This window comes from Bacillus sp. 1NLA3E (assembly GCF_000242895.2).
GTDB lineage: Bacteria > Bacillota > Bacilli > Bacillales > Cytobacillaceae > Bacillus_BU.
This window is the reverse complement of sequence record NC_021171.1, coordinates 651270-669523: the sequence shown is the minus strand read 5'-3', so window position 1 is coordinate 669523 and position 18254 is coordinate 651270. Positions and strand designations below refer to the sequence as shown.

Sequence of the window (18254 nt, the reverse complement as noted above, 5' to 3'; positions counted from 1 at the left end):
TGATAGTTAAAATAAAAAGGGGAGGAGACCATTTTACTGCTAAATTCAGTTAACATTCCAGATAATGAGGTGGCTCCAATGATACAAGCTAAATCTGGTGATGTTGGTTTTATTCAGGCGATTGAAATTTCAAAGTTTAACGGTATTATTCATAGTATTTTTGACAAAACAGTAAATATTCAGTGCTTGGAAACGGGAGACTTATACAGTCTAGCATGTAACAAATTGGATAACGGACCGAATTCAATTGTTATAGAAATAAATAGTTTTAAAGAAATAGATATTGAAGTGAATGACCGGATATTTGTTGAAAATAAAGTTCTTTCTATTAAAAACAAACTGGCTATAACAATTGAATACGCAGAAAAATGGGAATGTTCGTTACCAAATTATCCTGTGAATGATGAACGGTTAATAGTAAATCTAGCCATCATGAAGGGTCACATTGAGAAACATGGAAAATGTGGTGGGATGAAGAAGAATTTACAGGCAAAAAGCCCTTTTGAAGTTGAAATGGCTAAAATGCTGGAGGAAAGATCTCATTCACTCTGTTGTTCACTAGTGAACAACAGAGTGAATGATGCCCTACAGCATGCCATTAGTCTTATTGGTTTAGGACCTGGCTTAACACCATCTGGTGATGATTTCTTAACAGGACTATTGACCACTTTTAATATGCCAGATTGCCCATGTCAATCGTATAAGGGATTTTGCGAACAAGTTGTAATGAGTGCAAAGCTATTAACGAACGATATCAGCTTTATGACCTTAAGAAAAGCATCATTGGGTAAAGTAAGAGAATCTATTGTATGTTTGATCAATTCTGCCGTAAATGGCCGTGAGAAAGAATTGATTTCTGCTTTAGATAATGTTTTAAAAATTGGATCTTCATCCGGGACAGACATAGCCCTCGGGCTAGTCAGCGGCTTGGAAACCAATATTAAAATGAAAAATATGCTCTATTAGGAGGAAAAGTATGTCAACCACTAATGTTGATAAACAACTATTGGATCCAGAGTTTGAACACGCTCCTGTACCAAAGGAGTATCGAAAACGGTTATCTTCTGTAGCAGCGGTATGGTTCGGTTTTCCTATGGTTTTGACTAGTGCGGTAATTGGCGGACTGATCACGGCACAGCTTGGATTTAAAGCCGGTGCCTTGGCGATGCTGGTTGGTAACTTGCTTTTGTTTTTGATGGTAGGATTACTTAGCTACGATGCAGGACGTACAGGAATGAACTTTTCCTTGACTGCACAGAAAACGTTTGGACGATCAGGTTATTATCTAGTTTCTGGCTTGTTGTCTACAGTTGTAATTGGATGGTTCGCCCTTCAAGTAGGGCTCACTGGTGCTACAATGCATGGGTCATTTGGTGCTAACCTATTATGGATGACAGTCCTCGGAGGAATCCTCTATGTCGCTGTTACTTACATCGGTATAAAGGCTTTATCCTTCTTAGGTTGGATTGCCGCCCCATTTTACATTTTAATTGCTATAATTGCGATTGTTATGGCAGTAAAGAGTGGTAATTCCGATATATTTGGGTACCATCCACATGTTTCCGGTGCTATGTCGTTTGGAGCTGCTGTTACTTTAGTATTTGCAGGATTTGCTGATTCAGGCACAATGACAGCCGACTTTACCCGTTGGGCAAAAAATGGCCGTGAAGGGGCTTTATCAACCATTTTTGCATTTCCAATTGGGAACTTTATCGCAGAGATTGTAGGTGGGATTGTCGTAGCAACTGGTGTAATCCCAAATCCTACTTCTACTGGCGGAGATTTTATGTCAGTTTTAGCTGGACATGGTCCATTGCTCACCATCTTGTCTATCCTATTTGTTTTTATCAATTTAGGTTCTGTAGGTACACATTGCTTGTATAATGGGGCAGTTGGATGGTCCCATATGACCGGTAAAAAAATGAGAACCATCACTCTTATTATCGGTGTTCTTGGTCTTATCGTTGCTATTTCCGGAATATATAATCACTTTTTCAACTGGCTTGTTCTGCTTGGGGTAATTATTCCACCAATTGGGTCAATCATTATTATGGACCGCTTGGTTTTACGCAAGAGTGAATCTGCTGATTTAGTAAACTGGAGACCATTGGCATTCATTGTTTGGGTATTGTCTGCGGCAATCTCATTATTTGTTAACTTCTACGCACCACATCTTTCAGTTGCTGTTGTTGGTCTTGTTACTGCAGCTATTTTCTATAGTGTTGGTAACATGTTTGTTAAGGGTAGTTCAGGAGAAGACACTGGTATGAACAAAGCAGTATAACTTAAAAAATATTGATTTATATTTTAGGTGTTAAAGCTCAATGTTGATTGGAGTGGAAGGCGCGAAGACTCCTGCGGGAGCAGCGGGACAGGTGAGACCCCGCAGGCGCTTTAGCGCCGAGGAGGCTCACCGCCCGCCCCGCGGAAAGCGAAGCGCCTGGAACGGAAATCAACATTCTAGCATTCCTGTAGAACGTTATTTTTCGAGTTTGAAAAAAATAGGGCTCCTCAGTAAGATATGAGTAAGACACCACTCAAACTCAACCTTAAGGAGGAACCCTACTTTGAAGTTTAAAATGCAAAACAAACAAAATCAACTAATAGAAAGAATTTCCGTTAAACATCTTGTTGTTGGGATAGATATTGCTCAACAATTACATGTAGCCCGAGCTGTTAATTTCCGCGGAATTGTAGTTGGTGATCCACTTACATTTACTAATAATGAAGAAGGATTTTCTAGTTTATTAAAATGGATTAATAATCTTCAAAGAATAAACAATTTAGATGAATCTATTGTTGGGATGGAACCTACTGGACACTATTGGATTAATCTTTCAAAATGGCTTTTTAAGCATAATATTGAAGTGGTAACGGTAAATCCCTATTTAGTAAAAAGAAATAAAGAAAATCGTGATAATACTCAATCTAAAAGTGATAAAAAAGATGCTTTGGTTATAGCTGATATGGTGAAAAACGGTTACTACTCTGAGGTTAGGCCTACATCTGAGTCATTTGAAAAACTTAGGGTTCTTATGTCTAATCGTGATGTAGTTGTTAAGCGTCTCGTAAGTTCTACTAACCAATTAAATCGGTGGGTAGATATTGTATTTCCCGAACTCCGACAGGTGTTTAAAGATATTACCGCTAAAGGGGCAATTGCAACCCTTCGTCTATTCCCATCCCCTGTAGAATTAGGAACTATGGAGCCCGAGGAAGTAATAATGGGTTGGAAATCAATCATGAAGAGACAACCTGGTTTAAAAAAGGCACTATTACTCATTCAGGTAGCTGGAAAATCAGTTGGAACAAAGCAAGCACTTGATGCTTATAAATTTCATTTGGAACAATTATTAGAGGAATATGATTTAGCTTTAAAACAACTCGAAAGAGTGGAGGAACAAGTTACTGATGCTCTATTAAAGATCCCTTTCGCTTATAAATTACTTGCCATTAAAGGCATTAGTGTAATTTCATTGGCAGGTATTTTAGGTGAGGCAGGAGATTTAAGTGGTTTTTCTCATGGGAATTCTTTGCTTCGCCATGCTGGATTACACTTAGCTGAAGCAAGTTCAGGGAAGTGGAAAGGTCAAATTGTCATCTCTAAGCGAGGAAGGTCTAGACTACGACGTTTCCTATATTTAGCTACAATGAGTCTTGTAGCGAATAATCCGGAATTTAAAGCAATTCACTCCTATAATGTAAAAGTAAAAAAGATGAAGAAAATGAAGTCAATCATGAAATTGATTGGGAAACTTGCGAGGATTTTTGTGGGCATCGCTCGCCGAAATGAGTTCTACTGTCCTGAAAAAGTTAACCACATTATTGTGTTGGCAGCATAGTTACGATAGAACCTTGAACTAAATCTGATTTCTTAAATGTGACACCAAAAATAAATTAGATAACAGAATTGTATAAACCGAATGCTGGCTTATTCGCAGGATAATAAATATGTACGGAGTACCAGATTTGTTAAACAAAAGGGCATAGACCCATTAATCTAGCTTGACTGGCCTCCACCCCTTGGGTAGGCATGACGAAGGAATGAAAGGGCAATTGACCCGTTGAGACATGGGAGGGAAAGCCTCCAGGGGCGGCGTGGAGCATGTACATCACATGGTAAAAATTGGGGTTATTATTTATCCCTTTATTTCACTATGCCTCCACGAGCCAATAATGATCTGAATTCATTCCACTTAACTGTTAATTCAAAATATGGGACTATGAAATCCTGCGAATTAGCGAGCATTCGGGAGAAAATCGCATTAAACTGAGGGAGTTTAACAGAGCCATATTTTAAAAGCAAAAGCCGATTCTTCCCTCTTTATTAGGGAAGAGCGGCTTTTATATATAGAGGTATTTCTATGATTACAAAGGGGAAGTAACAGTATATGCCAAATCGATCACGAACAAAATCTTTTCTTGCCATTTCCTTTGTTGTAATCATTTGGGGAATGTCCTGGCCTATCAACAAATATGCATTGCCATATACTCCTCCCCTTCTATACGCTGGGATGCGTACATTATTTGGAGGTATTGTATTAGCCTTTATACTTTTACCACAGTGGCAAAAACTTCAGTGGAGGAAAAATTGGCCAATTTATTCAATTGTTGCACTATTTAATACAGTCATCTTCAATGGGGTTCAGACAATGGGCTTGCAGTATTTGCCCTCAGGCTTATTTTCAGTCATCGTTTATTTACAACCAGTTCTTGTCACTATTTTTTCCTGGATGTGGCTTAAAGAGCCGTTATCTGTGATGAAAGTAGCCGGTCTGATCATTGGGTTTCTTGGTGTTGCAGTCGTATCATTGGATGGAATAAGTGGAAACATCTCATTTCTTGGTATTTCTTTGGCATTAATAACTGGGGTCGGTTGGGCGCTTGGTGTAGTGTATGTAAAGAAAACCAGTTCCTTAGTCCATGGCTTATGGCTAGTTGCAATCCAAGGCATTATTGGGGGGCTTTTCTTGATGGGAGCCGGTTTCGAAATTGAAAATCCCGCAAGGATTGTCTGGAATGTCCCTTACATTTCTTGCCTTATATATAGTTCTGTTTTGGGGATGGCAGGAGCCACTGCAGTCTATTTTAAACTTATGAGTTCCAATGAATCTAGCAAGGTTGCATCGTATACCTTTCTTGTCCCACTTATTGCAGTAGGAGTTGGCACAATCTTCCTAAGTGAACCATTTACATTCTCTCTTCTAGAAGGACTCGTTCTCATGTTATTAAGTATCTATTTAATCAACCGAACGACAAAAGGAGTTCCAAAAGCCAAAAAGATAAATGCACAGATAATAATTAAAATTTGAAATAACAAAGGGGCATCTTCCAATCGAGAAAATGTCCTTCCTATATTCGAAAATTTTCGTGCTGGGGCAGGCACTCGTCGAATGCAATTATAAAGTATTTTAATCTATTTTTAAAAAAACACATTTCCTATAAATAAGAACTGAAGATATACAACTTAAAAGATTCAAAGCACTTTCAAGTTAAGAATGTTAATTAAAACTCATCTACTTATGATACGGTTCACCGCAATGTACCCAAATGAGGTTTTTACATGTTAATACACGATAATCTATTATCAAAATTATCCAATTCCACCTATTACTCTCAAAAACAAAAACACACTTGACAGGTAGGTTTTATTAGGTTTATGATACAGACAGGGAATTTCTTGCATTTTTATCAATATTGCCCACTGGTTAACCGGAGGCTCGTGTCGGTCCGATAATGGACTGATGTGAGCCTTTTTTTATTTTTTTTAAAGGAGGCGGGAAAAGGAGCTTTTTTTATCCCATATCAAAGGAGAAGAAAAATGAATGGAAATACAGCATTTCAGCTTAAACCAAAGAAAAAACTAACTCTTGTCGATTGCATAAGCTCTTCCTTAGCACAAATGGCGCCGGCAGCAGGAATCTATTATGGATTCCCGGTAATTTTTGCCGCATCAGGAATCGGTTCACCGCTTACCCTCTTGCTGGCAACCATCGCGGTCATTTTTGTAGGACTTAGCTTAACGAATTTTTCAAAGAATCATCCAAGCAGTGGATCACTCATCAAATATATTAGTATGACATTTGGTGATATGGTAGGTTCTGCGGCTTCCCTTATCTTTTTAGGTGGAACGATCTTTCTGGCCGGTTCTGCCTTTATTGAACTTGGAGGTTGGACAGCGGACTCATTAGCATTATATGGGATTCACATCCACTGGATATACCCCACTATTGTTTTGGGAGTTTTTATATGGGCACTGACGGTGATGGGGGTCCACCGTTCTACTAAAATTGCAACTTTGGCGCTAATCATCGAGATTGGAGTTCTCATCGTTGTTTCCACTTTGGTTTTAATTTATCCACCAGCACCATTATCTCTAAAGCCCTTTGCCTTCTCTTCGATTCAGGGAGGTTTATCAGGATTAGGTTTTGGTTTTCCATTAGCAATCTATTTGTTCATCGGCTTTGAAAATGCAGTGGCTTTAGCTGAAGAAACGAAAAATCCTAAAAAAATACCGCTCGTGCAGTTCTCGTAAGTATCGCAATTATGTCGGTCTTTTATGTTTTTATCAATTACAGCATAATCCAGGGATTCTCTAATCAAGCGGAAGCCTTACTCAAAAGTTCAAACCCCTTTATTGCACTAGCGAATAAATATTTAGGCAGTTTCTCTGTATTGGCCACAATTGCAGGTTTTACAAGTATATTTGGCATGACGATTGCCTGCTTAAACGGTTTCTCCAGGATTCCCTTTCATTCTGCCCGTGAAGGTTTATTTCATAGAAAAATAGCAAAAGTTTCAAAATGGGGAACTCCAATTGGGTCACTTACACTCTTATCCGGGTCAGGACTGTTTGTTGCCATTATATTCGGTTTGCTAAGCAATGGATGGGTCACTGGATTTGGTTATCTAGGAACACTTGGCACCATTCCACTTTTGCTCATCTATAGTTTATTGAATCTCGCTGTTATTTTTTATAAAAAAGAAAAATGGCCGTTTCATAAAAAGTATTTGTTTCCCATTCTGGGTTTAATCAGTATTCTTGTTCCCCTGTGGGCGATGATTCAACCAGGACAGCCTGCGCCTGTCAGCTACTTTCCTTGGGGCATTCTGCTTTTGTGTATCGCTAGTTTTATCTATTCATGGTTTAAATTGAAAAAGAAATCGTCTATTTCATCAAATATTGGAGCTTTTGAAGTCACGGTTAATAAAGAGTAATGATAAGGAGGATCAACATGGTACAAACAAAATCCAAGAACTTGAATAGTGAAGAAATAATATCGTTGGTAGATAAGGTGATTCGCCCTAATGCTGAAGGGATTGACAGGGATGGAAGCTTCCCTCGTGAAAATTTGAACCAATTGGCTGAAGCCGGTTGGAACAGTATTCTTATTCCAGAAAAATATAATGGGCTTGGGCTTGATTATGTAGCTTTTTCAATTGCTACTGAAGAAATCGCTAAAGGCTGCCCTTCAACCGCTTTGATTTATGTCATGCATGTCGGCGCTGCTCAAACAATTGTGTATTATGGTTCAGAAGACCAAAAAGAACGATGGTTACCAGATGTTAGAAAAGGGAAGATTGGAACTCATTCAATGAGTGAAAAAGCTACCGGCGGCCACACCTGGTTTAGTCTAAGTGAAGCCAAACGGGATGGTGTGGATTATATCTTGGATTTGGAGAAATCCTTTACCACTAGCGGTGGTCAAGCGGCATTTTACATATTGCAGACTCGAACTCCGGGTGCAAGAAAACCAACTGATTTAAGCTATTTCATTGTAGATGGTGAGCAACCGGGAATTACTGCGGGACCTTGGGAAGCTTTAGGGGTTCACGGAAATCATAGTGGTCCATTGAAATTAGAAGGAGTAAAGGTGAAAAAGCAGGATTTATTATGGGATGAAAACAAAGCAGTCGACATTGCCTTGAATGGGGTTGACCCTCTCTATCTGTTGGGAATGGGTTCCGCATTTATAGGTGTGGCTGAAGAAGCACTGACAAAGGCGGTTGATCATGTCAAGAGAACCGTTCATCGTGATTTTAATAAGAGTTTAGCTGATTATCAAGTGATTAGACAGCAGTTGGCGGATGCAAAAATATTAATAAGCAGTTTAAAACCGTGGCAATTGGAATTAGCCAACAAATTCAATCAATTTGCCACCGAGGGAAAAGCATTTGGTGATTTGTGGTACAAATCCGCGGAATTTAAAATCTACGCGACACAAGTAGCAAATAAAATAGCCGGTATCGCAATGGATGTAACAGGTGGGTACGGCTACAAAAAGGGACCAATTGAACGTCTCTACCGTGATGCCCGTGCAGGCATTGCTTTATCCCCATCCAATAATCTAGCCAAGGAAATAATTGGAAAAAACCTAGTCGGCTTACCATCGGAATTCTACGAAGAGGGTGGAGAATAATAGCCGCACAGACGCTTCAACTGCCCGAAAACAAACTTGACGGATTGGTTTTATTGGGTTTGTCATTGTTTGAAAAAATTTATTACTTTTTACCAATAAGGCCCACTGGTTAACCGGAGGCTCGGATTGGTCCGAACAAGGACTGATATGAGCCTCTTTTTTATTTTTTTTAAAGGAAGCAGAAAGAATTCACCTAAAATCAAGGAGGTAAATAGTTTGCAGAAGAAGAGAATTTATTTAAATGCGTTTGATATGAATTGTGTGGCTCATCAGTCCCCGGGTTTATGGGTTCACCCTGAAGACCAATCTCATCGCTATAACGATATTGAATATTGGGTTGAGCTTGCACAATTATTGGAAAGAGGCCGCTTTGATGGGGTATTTATTGCCGATGTAATCGGTATTTACGATGTGTATGGGGGAGATAAATCGGTAACTGTCCGTGAGGCGACTCAGGTTCCGGTCAATGACCCGATTCTCCTCGTTTCGGCAATGGCTCGAGCGACTAAGCATTTGGGATTTGGCATTACTGCCTCAACGACATTTGAGCATCCCTACACCTTTGCGCGCAGAATGTCGACGGCTGACCACCTATCAAATGGTCGCGTAGGCTGGAATATTGTCACTTCTTATCTGGAAAGCGGCACAAAAAACATTGAAATTGGCGATCGCTTCCTCCACTCGGAAAGGTACAATATCGCGGATGAGTATTTAGAGGTTTGCTATAAGTTGTGGGAAGGCAGCTGGGAAGATGATGCTGTCGTAAAGGACAAGGATAAAAAAGTTTTTACTGATCCGACTAAGGTCCACGAAATTCAACATCATGGCAAATATTTTGATGTACCGGGGATTCATTTGTGCGAGCCTTCTCCACAAAGAACACCAGTATTGTATCAAGCTGGCGCTTCTTCAACCGGTCGTAAATTTGCAGCCAAACACGCAGAATGCACCTTTGTTTCCGCACCAAGCAAAGAGGCCGTTTCAAATTATGTTCAGGATTTAAGAAAGCAGACAGCAGAGGTGGGGAGAGACCCTGAAAGTATTAAGGTATTCACACTGGTAACTCCAATCGTTGGTCGTACCGAAGCTGAAGCATGGGAAAAATATGAAGAACTAGCCAGCTACATAAGCTATGAAGGCGCCCTATCATTAGTAAGCGGATGGTCCGGTGTTGATTTTTCAAAATATGACCCTGACCAAGAAATTGAATATATTGAGACCAATGCGATTAAATCATTGCTAGAATCATTGACGACATTAAGTTCACAGAAAAAATGGACTGTAAGAGAATTGGCCAATTTTGCCGGAATCGGCGGGATGGGCCCAATCCTTGTCGGGAATCCGAAACAAATTGCTGATTCGCTTGAGGAGTGGATTGATGATACAGATATCGATGGATTTAACCTCGCTTATGCCATTACCCCCGGAACCTTTGAGGATTTCGTTGAGCTCGTAGTTCCTGAACTGCAACGGCGGGGTGTTTTGAAAACGGAGTATGAGGAAGGAACGCTCCGCGAAAAGCTCTATGGGAAAGGCCAAGCTCGTTTGCCGGAAAGCCATACAGCTCATCATTATCGAAAAATTAAAGCTAGCGTAACGCCGAAAAATAGTTAAGAATAATTTTTTTCACCTGACTAAAGCAGCGTTTTTTTATGCGTATAGAAATCTATATAAAACAAAGTTTGAAAAAATAGAAAAACAAATATTCTTACGAAAATTATTAAAAACCACATTTTTGCGTTCCTAATATGTTCCTAGCCTCACTAGTGGACTATCTCTTCATAGACATCAAGTTAATAATATATATATATAACAATTTCGTCTTTACCCTTTATGAATTAAACTTAAAAAGTGGTCAACTTGATTAAGTTGACCACTACAGACTGTAGACAAACTCGATGAAAATCGAGCTTTCCTGCAGTTTTTTATTTGATCTGTTTATGAGATTTATTGATTTCCGTTCCAGACGCTTCGCTTTCCGCGGGGCAGGAGTCTCACCTCTTCCACTCCAATCAACAGGGCTAAAAAAATAATTAGACACTCCAACCCCTTTTGTTCAAATTCCTTTTTTTATAAAATGAAAAACGATTATCCCGTAGTATAATATGGTATAAATTCAAAAAAAAGGAGTTGGTTAATATCAACGAATTAAAAGGTCTTCAAAGTAAATTTACCAATTTAGCTATATTAGCAAGTATGGGTTCCATCCTAACTTCACTTTCTTTATTCATTCAGAACAAAACTTTGTCATTGAGTCTTCTTATTATAGGAGTTATTGCAGTTTTTGGAGCAAGCATAATAGGTTTTTCCTCCATTGCAAAAAACAAGAAAGAAAAACGTTAAACAAAGGCTTTGCAAACGTCGTAAACTCGGGTGTTCTTGGTAGAGGTCGAATTGTGAAAACCCAATTAGATAAAGCTATTGGCACAATTTACTTAGAGGTTATCATATATAATTTAGATTATAAAACAATAAAGATACACCACAATAATATTAATGTTTGGATAGGTTACAGTTAACTGGACAGAAATATTAAGGTCAAGTAGACTACAGATACTATTACTGAGGAGAATCTATTATGGCCAAAAGAGAACGAAGAAAGTTCACAGAAGAATTCAAGAATCAGATGGTTCAGCTTTATTTGAACGGCAAGTCAAGACAAGAAATTATTCGTGAATATGACTTGACCCCTTCATCACTGGATAAGTGGGTGGGTCAAAGTCAGACAAGTGGATCATTCAAAGAAAAAGACAATCAAACACCGGAAGAAACTGAACTGAACAAACTCCGGAAGGAAAACAAGCAGTTACTGATGGAGAACGATATTTTAAAGCAAGCAGCGCTGATACTAGGACGAAAGTAAATGTGATTCGAAATAACCAACACAAATACTCGATTTCAGCAATGTGCAAGGTCCTACAACTTCCCAGAAGTACCTATTATTATGAAGCGAAAGTAAGGGTAAAAGAGGATGACATTACCTCCGAAGTGATCGATATTTTTCACGCAAGTCGTCAAAATTATGGAACTCACAAAATCAAAGTAGAATTAAAAAAACGTAATCTACTCGTTTCAAGACGACGAATTGGGCGAATTATGCAAGAGCAGGGCCTTGTCTCTGCTTACACCGTAGCTCAATTTAAACCTCACACGATGTCATGTAATGAATCAAAACAGAAGAACGAACTAAACCGCGAGTTTAACCAGGAAGAAGAAATGACAGCGATAGTGAGTGATTTAACGTACGTAAGAGTCAATCAAAAATGGCATTATGTATGTGTGTTTGTCGATCTTTTTAATCGGGAAATCGTGGGCTGCAGCACAGGACCAAACAAAGATGCATTACTAGTATATCGTGCGTTGGCCTCCATCAAGGTGGATCTTAATAAGGTCCAGCTCTTTCATACTGATCGAGGAAATGAGTTTAAAAATAAACTGATTGACGACGCTTTAAAGGCGTTTAAAATTCAACGTTCTTTAAGCATGAAGGGCTGCCCATATGACAATGCCGTAGCTGAGGCCACGTTCAAAATCATCAAAACAGAGTTCGTTAAGGGACGACATTTTGATAGTTTAGAAGATTTGACAAGGGAATTACACGACTATGTCCACTGGTTTAATTACATACGAATTCATGGAACACTAGGTTATGTAAGTCCGATTGATTACAAAAATGCAGACCTTAAGAAAATTGTCTAGTTAAGTGTTGACAATCCAGTTTTCATTCTTAATGAATGTAATACTTCTTAAGAACTTCTATGATGTGCTTTTCTCTTTTTTCTTCTAGTAATTGTAATAATTTTTCTCCATCATAAAACACATCGTGAGTTTCTGGTTTAACATTTTTATGTGTGTTTATGTTATTTAATACTTTTAAAGCATCTGCTGAAAATCTAGCAGTGGTAATATAACAACCCTTCACAGGAAATGAGTTTTGTTTTTGTAACACTTCTCTAGCAAATGGTAATGTTGTGTTAAAAAACCATTTAACTGTATTTGGTTTATCATGTGGTTTTAATGGGATTTGAATATTAGAGTTTCTACCTTTAAATTCATAAACAATAATTTCTTCATTTTGAAAATCACGAACAATAACATCATATTCATATTCACGATGTGTTCCATCATCTTCTTTTCTTTTTAGAACCTTTCCTAGTTCTATTGAAGCATATGGGTGCATTATTTTTATTAAAGGATACATCAATACTTCAAACAAATCACCTTTCATATTTCCTAAATTAATTGATTGTCCAGACTTCTCCATTTCAGATAATGTTGCATCCACATTCTCTACAATTTCTTCAGATGTACCCCAATCATTTAATATTAAACTTTTAATTTCTTTAATTTTATGAATGATAGGGTATATATTTTCTCCATATATTGACCCTAAATTAAGCATAATAAAACCTAATGATTTTAATTGACTGTATGCATGAGAAGAAATTTCTTGATAAACAGCAATAGGAAGTATTTTCCTTTCCGTAGTTGCACTTGAACGAACAGCTTGAACCCTTCTTAAAAAGCCTTGCACATCACATGACATATAACTTCTATGTATAACTATATCTAACACAACTAAAGTCTTTTTTTCATCACGTTCTACACTATTACCTAAAATAGTATTGTAACCAGTTGTATTTGTATAAGCAAAAGCATCCCAAATATAATTATTATGTTCTGCACCTTTTGATGGTGAAGTTTGATTTCTATACACAATATATTTATTATCAATGAAATTATGTTTTATTAACCAATTTCGTATATCTGGAATGAAGAAGCAATCCATAATCATATTATTTCTATGTTGAGACATTAAAGGAATAAAATTATTACTAACACTTGATAAAATTATATATGTAATGCCACTATCATTTTTTGTTTCAACAACCCCTAGATACTCCAGCATATATAGTATTTCATTCAGAGTATTAGACTTTTCTTTTTCTTTTCTCAAAGGGGATGCTGTAATCTTTAACCCCTCGTAGTAAGATATGATTCCTTCATTAGCATCTAGTAAATTTAATAAATGATAAACTGGGGGACGGTTCTTTTTAGTTATTTCCTTAATAACATTAATACTTAAGCTAGTCTTATTTTTAAAATAAACATACTGACCATTTCCAAATGTTATAGGATGACTTGATTGTATAGTCCCCTTACTCCATGCCCTAGAAATAACCTTTCGTGCATTAGAAGTCGTTATTTGAAATTTTTCCTGAAGAATTTGGTTCAGTTCATTACCTGTTTTATAAATATTATCATCAGTAAATATTTCTGATAAATACTTGTCATATTTACTCACTTAATCACCCATTTTCAAACATTGTCACACTGCCCTTATATTATATTAAATTCTATTAAACAATGCCTTCCTTTTTTAAAAAAAGCACTGATAAATCAACGTTTTTATACTATTCTTTTTAAAAATAATGTCACACATATATTATTTTAGTTATTAATATTTTTAGTAAAAGTAGTCATGAGTTATTCAACACTAGAGAAACAATATAAATTATCTCTTTTCACTTCATCAATCATATTTATTCACTTAATCCAAATTATGGCTTGTCACACTGCCCTTATATTATATTAAATTCTATTAAACAATGCCTTCCTTTTTTTAAAAAAACACTGATAAATCAACGTTTTTATACTATTCTTTTTAAAAATAATGTCACACATATATTATTTTAGTTAAGTATTTAGTAGAAACTAAAGTACTGGTTTAATTCCCAACTCAATACCCCCTTATTCCATTCCCATTTTTTAATAAGGGCAAATGAAATGATTGTAGGAATTATACCCAATACTACAAGTAATATGATCCCAGGGATGAGGAAATTGCTAAATGGCGTTTGTTCTAATAACGAGATAGGCATGTTTATCAAGTCACCGCTCGGTTCAATGACAAATACACTACCACCAAAAATAGCTCCAACTCCTAAAAACAGCTGCAAAAAAATCAGAAGCTTGCAGGAAAATGGCATTTTACTTGAACTTGGTTCCATCTCTTCAGCCCTCTCCCATTTTGAAACCATTAAAATACTAATCTAATTTCAAGGTGGCACTTAAACGTGTTATTTGTTGAAGTTAACCCTAGTGGAACTTATCTATATTTTCCCATTTGTTCCATTAATAATATAGTGATAGAGTGTATTTTCAATTGATTGCTCCATGACCATGTTCATATGGACAACAGGGATTTTCTTACCGTTCTTGTCTGCCATTTCATCCTGTTTAACACTTCTCTGATCAGGTTGGGCCTTACCAATATAGTAAAAGTCGCTTCCTTCATCATCATCCTTCTTTACAAATAAATGAATATCAATGTTGTTTTGCTCTGCATAGATAATTTTTTGAACCTCTTCAGAATTTAATGTTCTCTTACTTCTTGTATACCATTTCAGTACTTCTTGATTAAGAAATTCATCACCATAATTAACACTCGACTCTACTTCGTCATTTTTATGGTAGGTAATAAATATCGTACAAGTATGATGTTTTGTTTTGTAGCCATAAATTGTCGAGCTTTCGTCATTATGCCAATTCAGGAGCTTGCAGGCATCTTTTCTTGTATATTTTTCATAAAGCGTAAGCGGATGAGAACTTTGATATTGGATGCTTTTTTCTTTAGCACATTGAACAATGTCCATCACCATAAATTTGAAGTAACTATTTGCATTTAAACTTTCACGAATCGAATCATTAAAAGTAAAATCATTTTCTCCATTTAAGGTCAGAATTGGTATCTCTCCATATTTATTCTTTGTACCTTCAGTGAAAAATGATAAATCTAAAATTCGTTTAACTGAGTTTATTGTCGCTTCATCTATTTGACAATTTAACTCAACCAATCGACTGAGAAACTCATTATATTCAACTTTATCTTGTTGTAATAACATATCTAACAAAATTATTTCATGTTTACGTTTTCCATTCAATAATTCTATTGAGAACATTGTCAAAACTTGATTTTCATAGTCTGTTAAAGCAGGAACTTTTTCTTTTATTTTTAATAAAAATTGATGGTAATTCTTATGCTCGTCTACAATTACAACGGGATCTATAGAATGATTCACCATAAAGTCGTGTAAATAAGGGACTCTCCCAATTTTATTTTTTAACTCCACAAATGCTTCTTTTAAGATTTTCAATGAAGTTAATTTACTTTCATTAATTGCTTTAAAAATATGTTTTTTTGCTATTTCTTCAAAGTTTATAGTTGAGACACCTTTAATATAGCTGGTATCTTTTGTATGCCGACGTATATTATCTTTGTTTTGCGATTTATCTCCCGAAAGAGCAATTGGAATTAAGTAGTTATTTTTATAATTCCCGATAAAGTCAATGATTGTAACGAAATCTTTTAACTCATGTTTGCGCAGTCCTCGCCCTAGCTGCTGGATGAAGATAATGCTTGATTGTGTTTGTCTTAACATAACAACTTGGTTAATACTTGGGATATCGATCCCTTCATTAAAAATATCCACAGTTAATATATAATCAAGCATGCCGTTTTCTAATTGATTTACGCGGTATGCTCTTTCTTCTTGTGAATTGTCACCAGTCAATGCGATTGTACGGAAACCGTTTTGATTCAATAAAAAAGAAAGCTCTTTTGCTTCTTCCTTGCGACTGCAAAAAATCAATCCTTTTACTTTATCACCTGAAAACCCATAGTATTGAATCTTGTCAATGATATGGGTTACTCGTTCATCGGTAACAAGCTTTGATAAGACTGTTGTATCATCAATTGTTTCTCCATTATATTCAAGATCAGTCACACCAAAGTAATGAAACGGACAGAGCATGTCTTCTTCAAGTGCCTCTTGGAGACGAATTTCATAAGCAATATTGTAATCAAATAGTTCATAGATATTAAAATCATCGGTCCGTTCAGGGGTTGCAGTCATTCCCATAAAAAATTGGGGACTGAAATAATCAATCACTTTATGGTACGATTTGGCACCTGCTTTATGGACTTCATCTATTAATATATAATCAAATGCCTCACGATTGAATTGATGTAGAGTTTCTGCTTTTGAAATGGTCTGGATTGTTGCAAACAAGTATTTAGCATCTGTTTGTTTGTTCGTACCAGATAGAATTCCAAATTCTTCATCAATCCCGCCCAGCACTCTCTTAAAATCTGATTTTGCTTTATTTAAAATTTGCTCTCGGTGAACAATAAATAACATCCTCTTCGGAGCAAATCGTCTGACATCGAATGCTGAAAGATAAGTTTTACCTGTCCCTGTAGCTGAAATAACCAATCCCTTATTTTTTCCGGCATCCCGAACAGCTTGAATTTCTTGCAATGCAGCTTGTTGCATCTTATTTGGAACTATTTCTAAAGCATCTTTAATAGAATTGATTTGATATTGAGTGGGTAGCTCTATCACCTGATCCATTACTTTAGAGTTTACGATCGGTGTGTATGTACTTTCATAAGTCTGAATCCATTGTTCAGACAATGGCTGTGAATTATTCCAAACTTCTTCAAATTGATTTTTGAAATGATGAACAATCTCCCCATTTTCATGTGATGTTAGTTTAACATTCCACTCGTAGTTCACTTTCAAGGCATGCGCAGTTAGATTTGAACTCCCAACAATTAATGAATAATGAGTTTCATGGTTAAATATATATCCCTTAGAATGAAACCCTTTTAAATCTGTCAGTCTTACTTCAACATTCTTTATCTTCAAAAGTTCTTTAAATACTTTTGGTTGGTTGAAGTTTAAAAATGTAGATGTTAATATACGTCCCTTAATTCCTCTTTGATTCAGGTCAAAAAAATGAGATTTAAGGGTTGCGAGTCCGCTCTCTGTAATAAAGGCTACTGAAAAAATAAATGACTTACTATTATCAAGCTCTTCCAATAAGGAAGTTAATACGTTTTCATTTTTTTTCGTGTTATTGACTAATAGCTTAGGTTTATAATTTCCAGATGTACTGTACTTTTGATCAATAAATCCTTTTCGTAAAGATGCTTCTAAATTCTGAATAAGATTTTGCATATGATCACCATTCATTACCAATTATTTGTTGACTCAATTGTAATCCCCACTGAATTCAAGTGCAATTTTTTTTGAAATTAAAGAAGCTATTCACATATAGTGAGTAGCTTGACTTCCTAGGGGTAAATTCATGGTAATATTTTTGACAATTTCTCTATAGTTGGGATATCCGCAGGTGCCCAATCTAAAGTGGTGAGTTCATTTGGTGCTAACCATTTTATTGATTCATGCTCTGTTAATATAGGCTTTCCTTCGATAAGCTGACAGAAAAAGGTAGTCAAATGGACAATACCAAAATCATATTCATACACTGTTTTATCGATCTGTTCACCTATTTCTATCTTACATTGCATTTCTTCATTAATTTCACGAAATAATGCTTCTTGAGGTGATTCACCTTTTTCTATTTTCCCACCGGGAAATTCCCATTTTAGCGGTAGCGACTTCGTTGTACCTCTTTGTGCACATAAGATTTTTCCGTTTTCAATGATTACCGCACCAACGACATAAATATCCTTTTTCATTTCATCCTCCTGCAGAAACTTCACTATGTATTCCTCGATTTTTAACTTTAGTTCAATACGAGGTGTTCTTTCTATTATAGATTAATTGTCCCTTGAAGCAGACATAAAAAAATGAAAATAAAAGAGACCACACTTTAGATTCGTTGATCTCCCCAAAAATTTTTAGCCTAAAAAAACTCCCATTCCCCAACCAAAATTACAAAAGGTGACTACCTCGGAATGGTTATTTATTCCATACCCGGTTAGTCACCTTCATTTATTCTGTTTTATTTTAAGGCTGTGTTAAA

At 36.4% G+C, this 18254-nt stretch carries 11 protein-coding genes and 1 pseudogene; 8 read left to right on the top strand and 4 right to left on the bottom strand.

The annotated features are described in order from the left end of the window. The first annotated feature begins 78 nt into the window (after positions 1–78). From B1NLA3E_RS03285 to B1NLA3E_RS03235, 8 genes and pseudogenes are all read left to right on the top strand, one after another. On the top strand, positions 79–966 hold the full coding sequence (locus B1NLA3E_RS03285) for a DUF2877 domain-containing protein (protein WP_015592439.1): 888 nt from the start codon (positions 79–81) through the stop codon (positions 964–966). 10 nt (positions 967–976) lie between these two features. Further along, positions 977–2284, top strand: coding sequence for a purine-cytosine permease family protein (locus B1NLA3E_RS03280; RefSeq protein WP_015592438.1), 1308 nt, complete (start codon positions 977–979; stop codon positions 2282–2284). Between the two features lie 283 nt (positions 2285–2567). After that, a complete protein-coding gene (locus B1NLA3E_RS03270) occupies positions 2568–3842 on the top strand; it encodes an IS110 family transposase (protein WP_015592437.1) in 1275 nt (424 codons plus the stop codon). A gap of 549 nt (positions 3843–4391) precedes the next feature. Next, entirely contained in the window at positions 4392–5312 is a 921-nt protein-coding gene (locus B1NLA3E_RS03265; RefSeq protein WP_015592436.1) for a DMT family transporter, read from the top strand. Between the two features lie 509 nt (positions 5313–5821). Continuing rightward, positions 5822–7060 (top strand): annotated as a pseudogene (locus B1NLA3E_RS25935) (APC family permease); the annotation flags it as partial. 175 nt (positions 7061–7235) lie between these two features. After that, on the top strand, positions 7236–8420 hold the full coding sequence (locus B1NLA3E_RS03250) for an acyl-CoA dehydrogenase family protein (RefSeq protein WP_015592435.1): 1185 nt from the start codon (positions 7236–7238) through the stop codon (positions 8418–8420). Positions 8421–8636: 216 nt separating this feature from the next. Beyond that, positions 8637–10034: an LLM class flavin-dependent oxidoreductase gene (locus B1NLA3E_RS03245; protein ID WP_041580258.1), complete on the top strand. Its 1398-nt coding sequence runs from the start codon at positions 8637–8639 to the stop codon at positions 10032–10034. 964 nt (positions 10035–10998) lie between these two features. Then, positions 10999–12119 (top strand): IS3 family transposase gene (locus tag B1NLA3E_RS03235; protein ID WP_144061419.1). Its coding sequence is split into 2 segments (ribosomal slippage): positions 10999–11248 and positions 11248–12119, totalling 1122 coding nucleotides; the frame shifts between segments, so codons are not numbered across the junction. A gap of 28 nt (positions 12120–12147) precedes the next feature. Here B1NLA3E_RS03235 and B1NLA3E_RS03230 read toward each other — a convergent pair. The 4 genes from B1NLA3E_RS03230 to B1NLA3E_RS03215 form a co-directional block, all read right to left on the bottom strand. Beyond that, the gene (locus tag B1NLA3E_RS03230; protein ID WP_015592431.1) at positions 12148–13725 is read right to left on the bottom strand and encodes a hypothetical protein; all 1578 of its coding nucleotides are present in this window, start codon (positions 13723–13725) and stop codon (positions 12148–12150) included. A gap of 400 nt (positions 13726–14125) precedes the next feature. Beyond that, on the bottom strand, positions 14126–14431 hold the full coding sequence (locus tag B1NLA3E_RS03225) for a hypothetical protein (protein WP_015592430.1): 306 nt from the start codon (positions 14429–14431) through the stop codon (positions 14126–14128). Between the two features lie 102 nt (positions 14432–14533). Further along, on the bottom strand, positions 14534–17443 hold the full coding sequence (locus tag B1NLA3E_RS03220) for a DUF3427 domain-containing protein (protein ID WP_041580876.1): 2910 nt from the start codon (positions 17441–17443) through the stop codon (positions 14534–14536). Between the two features lie 128 nt (positions 17444–17571). Then, positions 17572–17967 carry a (deoxy)nucleoside triphosphate pyrophosphohydrolase gene (locus B1NLA3E_RS03215; protein ID WP_041580257.1) on the bottom strand — a complete coding sequence of 132 codons (396 nt, stop codon included), beginning with the start codon at positions 17965–17967 and terminating at the stop codon, positions 17572–17574. Between the last annotated feature and the right edge of the window lie 287 nt (positions 17968–18254).

What these genes read in the sequence shown, in the direction of transcription:
- B1NLA3E_RS03215 (WP_041580257.1), bottom strand. Translation starts at nt 17,967, where the DNA reads ATGAAAAAGGATATTTATGTCGTTGGTGCGGTAATCATTGAAAACGGA.
- B1NLA3E_RS03250 (WP_015592435.1), top strand. Translation starts at nt 7,236, where the DNA reads ATGGTACAAACAAAATCCAAGAACTTGAATAGTGAAGAAATAATATCG.
- B1NLA3E_RS03280 (WP_015592438.1), top strand. Translation starts at nt 977, where the DNA reads ATGTCAACCACTAATGTTGATAAACAACTATTGGATCCAGAGTTTGAA.
- B1NLA3E_RS03285 (WP_015592439.1), top strand. Translation starts at nt 79, where the DNA reads ATGATACAAGCTAAATCTGGTGATGTTGGTTTTATTCAGGCGATTGAA.
- B1NLA3E_RS03265 (WP_015592436.1), top strand. Translation starts at nt 4,392, where the DNA reads ATGCCAAATCGATCACGAACAAAATCTTTTCTTGCCATTTCCTTTGTT.
- B1NLA3E_RS03220 (WP_041580876.1), bottom strand. Translation starts at nt 17,443, where the DNA reads ATGCAAAATCTTATTCAGAATTTAGAAGCATCTTTACGAAAAGGATTT.
- B1NLA3E_RS03225 (WP_015592430.1), bottom strand. Translation starts at nt 14,431, where the DNA reads ATGGAACCAAGTTCAAGTAAAATGCCATTTTCCTGCAAGCTTCTGATT.